This window comes from Thermoactinomyces intermedius, from assembly GCF_013912365.1.
In the GTDB taxonomy this organism is placed as follows: Bacteria; Bacillota; Bacilli; order Thermoactinomycetales; family Thermoactinomycetaceae; genus Thermoactinomyces; species Thermoactinomyces intermedius.
In genome coordinates, this window is the sequence record NZ_JACETT010000011.1 from 21,884 (window position 1) to 29,006 (window position 7,123).

Genomic DNA, 7,123 nt, shown 5'->3' on the forward strand with positions numbered 1-7,123 from the left:
AAAGCACCCATGAAGGGTGCGTTATTTTTTGTAATGGATTTCCGCCAGTTCAACGATTTGCTGAGCAAGCGCCTCGATTTTATCGGACGGGCATTTGCTTTTCCGGAGCTGGTGCTTGATTTTTTGACGCATTTCGCGTTTGACGCCTTCTTTGTCAACCCAGTCGATGACGACGAGGCCTTCGATATGTTCCACAATGATCTGGGTGATTTCTTTTAGCCGTTCTTTCTCTTCTTCTTGATCGGTCCATTCCTTTTGCAGCAATTGAAAAATCGGATAGGATTGCGGCGTCAGGCCTTCTTCTTCAATGGTTTTAGATTGTCCGCGCATCTCCTCGATCAATTTTTCTAACTCAAATACGTGCTGGGCGTCGTTGAGCCGTTTTTCTTTTCTCGCTTTAATTAACTGTTCGAGTCGTTCCTTCAGCGATGTGTAATACACCGGATTTTCGTTGATTTTCACTCGAATTTCGTGACGGATCGCGTGTTCCATTTCTGACGCTTTCGCTTGGTCAGTAGATAAATTTTTCACATGAGCATCGAAATTTTTTTCTAGGATGCTGACAGGGCGATGAAGCGCCTTAATATCCGTCGCGTAAATATGGTCGTAAATGAACTTCTTCACTTTTTCACCGCAGTCGGAAATGTCCATCTGCTCGTCTCGGAAGCGGTTGCGCGCGTATTGGCGCACTTTCCCTAAAAATTTCAGATCCTCGTAATACGGTTTTGCCTCCGGATGCGGCATAATCATGTCCATGCTTTCGGAGAAGCGTTTAAACGCCCGGTCAAAGGCGTGTCTCACGTCTTCTGGTTCTAACACTTTCATGCACGCCTCAATGTCGTCGCGATTGACGCCGTCAAAAAAGCGCATGGCGGCACGATGTCGAGACTGCAGTCGCGGTATCTCTGACTGGATCGACGTCAGCGCCCCCTGGATATCCGTCGGGTTAAAAATGGCCAATGCCTGCTTAAGGAACGCGGACACGCCGTAATAGTCGACGATGAGGCCGTATGTCTTCTTGTCGTAGGTCCGGTTCGTTCTCGCGATCGCCTGGAGCAAGTTATGTTCCTTTAGCGGTTTATCGAGGTACATCACTTGCTCAATTGGCGCGTCAAACCCCGTTAACAACATGTCACACACGATGATGAACGCCAGCTTGTCTTCATGTAGTGGCTTTTTAAAGCGTTCGATGTAATGTTTTTGCTGTTCTTTGGTTAGATGGTATTTTTTGAGTCTTTCATCATCGTTGTTGTTAGGAGATATGATAACTACCGATTCCGGTCCGTTTAGTTCGTCAAGAATTTCTTTGTACAGCACGGCTGTTTCACGGTTAATCGCGACAATTTGTGCTTTGAAACCATTTGGTGCGATATGTTTCTCGTAATGTTCAATGATGTCAAGACAGATCCGGCGGATGCGTTGCGGTGCCCCGATAATGGCCTCTTCTGTCGCGTATTTCTTCTTGATCCGTTCCCTGTCCTCTTTCGAATAGTCTTGAAAGACACGATCAAAAATCGCGTCCAGCGACTCACCCTCGACCCATAATTCCGGCAGGCGGCTTTCGTAATAGATCGGGACTGTCGCCCCGTCCTCGACAGCCTGCTGGATGGTGTACGTGTCAATATACGTACCAAATGTTTGGACTGTGCTGCGGTCTTCTTTGTCAATTGGTGTCCCTGTAAATCCAATGTATACCGCATTTGGAAGAGATGCTCTCATGTTCATCGCCAGTCCACCATAATTGGTGCGGTGCGACTCATCGACGAGGACAAAGATGTTGTCGGCGTCATTTAAAAGCAAATCATCTCCATCGTCAGCGTGATCTTGGAATTTTTGGATTGTCGTCATGATGGTCGCACCTGTTGCGGTTCGTAACAATTCACGCAAATCTTTGACGCTTTCAGCGCGTTGCGGATTCGGGAAACCGCAGCGACGGAACGTATTGGTGATTTGCTCGTCCAAATCGGTACGATCGGTAACGATGACAATGGATGGGTTACGCAATTCTTTCAGACGTCGCAGCTTGACGGACAGATATAGCATCGTCAAACTTTTCCCTGATCCTTGTGTTGCCCATACGACGCCGCCCCGTTCCTTCGGCGTCTTTCCTGTTAAAATCCGTTCGACTGCCTTGTTCACGGCGCGGAATTGCTGATAGCGGCAGACTTTCTTAATCGTGCGTCCGCCTTCCGCCTCGTAGACGACAAAGTTTTGGATCATATCAAGCAGGTTCTTCTTCGAGAACATTCCCGCAACCAGCACATCTTGACGAGTCGGATTGTCGCCAATATCGCTAATTTTGAGCGGATACGGGTCTTTCCATTCCCCAAAGTGTCGTAGTCTTGCGCCAATAGATCCGAATTTAGCTTGTTCATTGCACGTCGCCACGACGACATGGTTATAGTGGAAGAGACGCTCTGCTTCTTGTTGGTAGCGAAGAAGCTGCTGAACCGCCTCATTGATTGGATGCGGCTTCGTCGGGCTTTTGCATTCAATGACGACAAGCGGAAGCCCATTCACAAACAACACGACATCCGGAATGATCGTGTCCATCGGCCCACTGACTTTGAATTGGTTCACTACTAGAAATTCGTTGTTTTCGGGATTTTCAAAGTCAATTAGCTTGACCGTCTGACTTTTCTTCCCTTTTCCAAGGTCTTGCTGGATAGACACGTAGTTGACGACCATGTCGTAGAACTTCTCGTTAGCCTCTATGACGCTCGCGGCGTTGATATGCGTCACCATACGCACGACTTTATGGAGGTTGATGTCGTCAATCCATGGATTCAGGCGCTGGATCGCCTGTTTTAACCGTTTCTCTAACACGACATCCCGATGGGACATGCGCTCTGAATCGAGATCATGTCCTGGAATGTACGTATATCCTATTCCTTCTAATTGCTTGATTAATCGATGTTCAACTGGCCGTTCCTTTGCCCATTCGTAACTCACGACGACACCACCTCGTCATCTACCTTCACCCGGACTTTGCCTGTTAGGAGGACTTGCATGAGACCTTGTTTGATGGTTTGAAGTTGATTTAGTCTATTTTTCTCTTTTTGAATCTTTTTGTCTACACTACTGATAATTTTTGAAATCCTAATTTGTTCTTCCAACGTTGGCTTTACAACCAGTAACTCTTTAAAAGAACTAGCATTCAATTTGAAATTCACTTGCATAGATGTATTTTTGATAAAGTAATCTATTGATTTCAAATAATTAAGAAGGTAATAGTAGAATTCATTATGTGAATCTTCATTTAGTCGAATTCGTAGGATAAATGAAGCATAAGTATAGTCTCCATCAAGATTAAAAATGGCTGTTTTTCCAACATGATGTTGACTTCCGGATCTCCAATTAAAGAGAAGATCCCCTTTCTTTAATTGGAATCTCTCTTGTTGTTTTTTCTCAATATAAACTAACTTTGATAAATCAAGTGTTCCGTCTAATGTAATGTTTGCTCCTGTGAGAATTGGTATTCCAATGCTTGGATCAGTGTTAGAGGACACGGACTCTGAAATACCGTATTCAACACTTGCTATTTCTCCGATTTTTTTAACTTCCCACTTCTCCGGAATCTCCCCAATTTCCGTCTTTTTAAATTTCGTATGCCCGATTCCTTTGGTGAGGAGTTGCTGCATCAGTCCTTTTTTCACTTTTTCTGTTTGCTCGATGATGGTTTCTGTTTTTTCAATCGCCTCATCGACAGATGAAAGGATGGCAGCGATTTTGCGTTGTTCGGGAAGAGATGGCAAATTGATAGGTATATTATCTATAATTGTTTTATTAATAGAGGGCACAGCACCTGACTGAACGTATTTTGCAAAATCTATAGTTAACATAAAATAGTAGAGATATAAAGGTAATAGTTCTTTTTTTGGTTTAATTCCCATTATATTGTTATCAAATAGGGATGGTTTCGAGAGAATTCTTCTTTTGTTTGTTAGAAGAGCGGCTCCTACTTTCGGAAATATGACTGTATCTTTTGGATGCACTTTCGCCTTCAATTTTTCTACAATTTCATCATCAACTGTATTTTCAGCTTCAACCATATACATAAAATTTTTCGGGTTGTTCATATCGCTTACTTTATAAAAATCGTATTTTTTTTGTTTTAATCCCTGAAATCTATTAGGGAATGATGATCCATTAGCATATTCAATAACATCCCCTAATAAAAAGCTTTTCCATTCAATCATCATACCCCAACTCCTTTAAATACCCGTACATCACTTTTTCGATTTCCTCCCGCTCTTTTTCTAGCTGACGGAGTTGGCGAAGAGCTACAGCGATGTCGATTTGTTCTTCTTCTTCGGTGGCGTCGACATATCGAGCGATGTTTAAGTTGTAGTCATTTTCTTTGATTTCTTCGAGAGAAACGACGCGACAATATTTGTCCTGGTTTTCCCATTTTTCAAAGGCAGATACGATCTTATCAATGTCCTGATCGCGAAGGACATTTTGGTTCTTTCCTTCTTGATAGTCACGCGACGCGTCAATAAATAGTACATGTCTTTTTCGTTCTGGTGCTTTGTTTCGATTGAAGATAAGGATGCATGCTGGAATACCCGTTCCATAGAACAAGTTAGCTGGTAGGCCGATTACTGCTTCTAACAAGTCTTTTTCAAGAATACCTTGGCGAATTTTCCCTTCTGCTCCTCCACGGAATAAAACGCCGTGTGGCATGACGACTCCAGCAATTCCCCGGTGATTGAGGGTCGCAATCATGTGTTGGACAAACGCCAAATCACCTGCGTTTTTTGGTGGTAAACCGAATCGGAAACGGCCATATGGATCGGCTTCGGCTTCTTCACGCCCCCAGTTTTTCAAGGAAAATGGCGGATTGGCGATGACTCGATCATATAAAAGCAATTCTCCGTTTTCATCCAGCAATTTCGGTTCGCGGATCGTATCGCCTTTTTCAATGCGATGATCGCTTAAGCCATGCAAAAGCAAGTTCATTTTTGCAATGGCCCATGTGTTTAAGTTCTTTTCTTGTCCATGTAGTGTGAGGTTGCGAGGGTTGCCTCCCTTTTCCTTGATGTAGTCAACAGCTTGAATAAGCATTCCCGCGCTTCCGACCGTCGGATCGCATATACGCATCCCTTCTTCTGGTCTAATGAGTTTGACGATTAGACGAACAACTTGGGAAGGAGTGTAGAACTCGCCACCTTTTTTCCCTGCGTCATCAGCGAATTGTTTAATGAGGTATTCGTAAGCGCGTCCGAGAATGTCCGGATCGGATAAGTTTTCGTTGCGCAAGTCGATTTTGCTGAAGTGTTGAAGTAATTGAAGCAATAGTTTATCTGGTAATTTTTCTTTGTCGTTAAAGTCAATACTTGCGAGAACGCCTTCTAGTGCTGGGTTTTCTTCCTCTAGTTCTTCGAATGCCTTATTGATTGCTGCACCGATGTCTTGGGTAAGAGAGGTGATATACGACCAGCGCGCTCGTTCCGGCACAAAAAATTGGTGCTCGTCGCGGTCGTACCATCCGTAGTCTTCTCCTTCTTCGCGCTCGATGCGCTCCGCAGTTTCGACGAACACGTCATTTAGTCGTTTCAAAAACAATAGACCGAATATGTAGTTTTTATAATCGGAGCTATCGATTGACCCCCGTAGTATATTGGCAGATTCCCATAAATGAGACTCTAGTTGTTGCAACGTCAGTTTTTGCTTCGTATTTTCCATTGTGTACCTCCTGGAATGTTTGGTTATATGGTCTAATTTTATTTTAAAGATGATACAAGAGTTTGTCATTTCTTTTCAGAAACTTGAGTGCAACTGGAATAAAATTTTGATTTTTACTCTTTAGAAATTTAAGTTAATAGATTATTATACAATCGATGAATAAAAACAAATGGAGGAATACCATTAGCCATGACAATCGATGAATTGGTTCCAGGGCAAATATTAAGGAATGATGAGATTGTTTCCATCTTCCAATGTGCACCTCAAGGTGGAATGAGACGTTCGAAAAGAACGAATTCCCTTGTATTGATATCAGACCACACAAAGGCTTTGTACGAAGATCGATGGGAAGGCGATGTGTTTCATTATACTGGAATGGGGAGAGTAGGAGATCAGAAATTAGACTTCCAACAAAACAAAACATTGGCAGAATCAACTACCAATGGAGTAGACCTCTATCTTTTTGAAGTATTCCGAGAAAATGAATATGTGTTCATGGGACAAGTTGAGCTAGCTGATCAACCGTACCAAGATCAACAATTAGATATAGAAAATAACCTAAGATTAGTTTGGATTTTTCCATTAAAATTAAAGGAAAATACGCAACCAATCGAAATCCCACAAGAGTGGATTGAAAGCAAAAATCGATACAGAGAAAAGATAGCTAAAAAGCTCTCAGATGAAGAATTAAAAGCAAGGGCAAAACACACTAATAAAAAGCTATTAAGCGTTCAACGAGTACAACTGCATATGAGCGAAACCCTTATGTCAGTGAATATGCCAAGAGATGGGCAAATGGCATTTGTCAGCTTTGTGATCAGTGATCAGCCAGCACCATTTAATGATAAGGATGGAAACCCCTATTTAGAGACCCATCATATTGAATGGTTGTCGCGTGGCGGCGATGATACCATCGAAAATACCATCGCTCTTTGTCCAAACTGTCATAGAAAGATGCATATACTTGATCGAAAGGCTGATGTAGAAAAATTAAAAAAACGTGTTAGAGAACGTCTTTCATCTTTAGCGTAACTCACTGAAAACTTTCACCGAAAAGCGAAAAATCTATTAGGGCGTCAGCTTATGATTCGCTAGACGCCCTAAATGAAACACCGTTTTTCGCTATTTCTTCAAAATACCCGTCAATGACTTTCAATTGATCCATCATTGATCGTTTCCCCTTTCCGGAATAAATTCATTAGAATTTCGGCAACTCCTCGACCGCATCGGCTAAATCACTGTAGCTGTCCTTTAAATACCGCGAGGTCGTGGCGATGTGGTTATGGCCGGCGAGCCGCCGCACTTTCTCGATATCGTTGTTCGTCGCGATTAAGTCCCAGAAATTGTGTAAAAAGAAAACCGCAAAAAATGATTTTGTTTTCCGATGATCCAAGTTCACTGAACTGAGAGAGAAATTTTACAGAATTTTGCTGAC

At 42.8% G+C, this 7,123-nt stretch carries 4 protein-coding genes and 1 pseudogene; 1 reads left to right on the forward strand and 4 read right to left on the reverse strand.

Annotation, left to right across the window (positions count from 1 at the left end; all coding sequences use genetic code 11):
* Window positions 1-21 precede the first annotated feature (21 nt).
* The 3 genes from H1R82_RS03380 to H1R82_RS03390 are packed head-to-tail and all read right to left on the reverse strand — an operon-like array spanning window position 22 to window position 5,688.
* The gene (locus H1R82_RS03380; protein WP_181732171.1) at window positions 22-2,952 is read right to left on the reverse strand and encodes a type I restriction endonuclease subunit R; all 2,931 of its coding nucleotides are present in this window, start codon (window positions 2,950-2,952) and stop codon (window positions 22-24) included.
* Window positions 2,949-4,202 (reverse strand): restriction endonuclease subunit S, encoded by a 1,254-nt coding sequence (locus H1R82_RS03385; protein ID WP_181732172.1) that lies wholly within the window; start codon window positions 4,200-4,202, stop codon window positions 2,949-2,951. The genes H1R82_RS03380 and H1R82_RS03385 overlap by 4 nt, the downstream gene beginning before the upstream one ends.
* Entirely contained in the window at window positions 4,192-5,688 is a 1,497-nt protein-coding gene (locus H1R82_RS03390; protein WP_181732173.1) for a class I SAM-dependent DNA methyltransferase, read from the reverse strand. The genes H1R82_RS03385 and H1R82_RS03390 overlap by 11 nt, the downstream gene beginning before the upstream one ends.
* Window positions 5,689-5,877: 189 nt before the next feature.
* Between H1R82_RS03390 and H1R82_RS14575 the strand changes: the two genes are divergently transcribed.
* Complete coding sequence (locus H1R82_RS14575) at window positions 5,878-6,720, forward strand: HNH endonuclease (protein WP_232333965.1); 843 nt, start codon at window positions 5,878-5,880, stop codon at window positions 6,718-6,720.
* A 166-nt stretch (window positions 6,721-6,886) separates the two neighbouring features.
* On the opposite strand, the pseudogene H1R82_RS14580 reads toward H1R82_RS14575, so the two are convergent.
* A pseudogene (locus H1R82_RS14580) lies at window positions 6,887-7,042 on the reverse strand (tyrosine-type recombinase/integrase); the annotation flags it as partial.
* Between the last annotated feature and the right edge of the window lie 81 nt (window positions 7,043-7,123).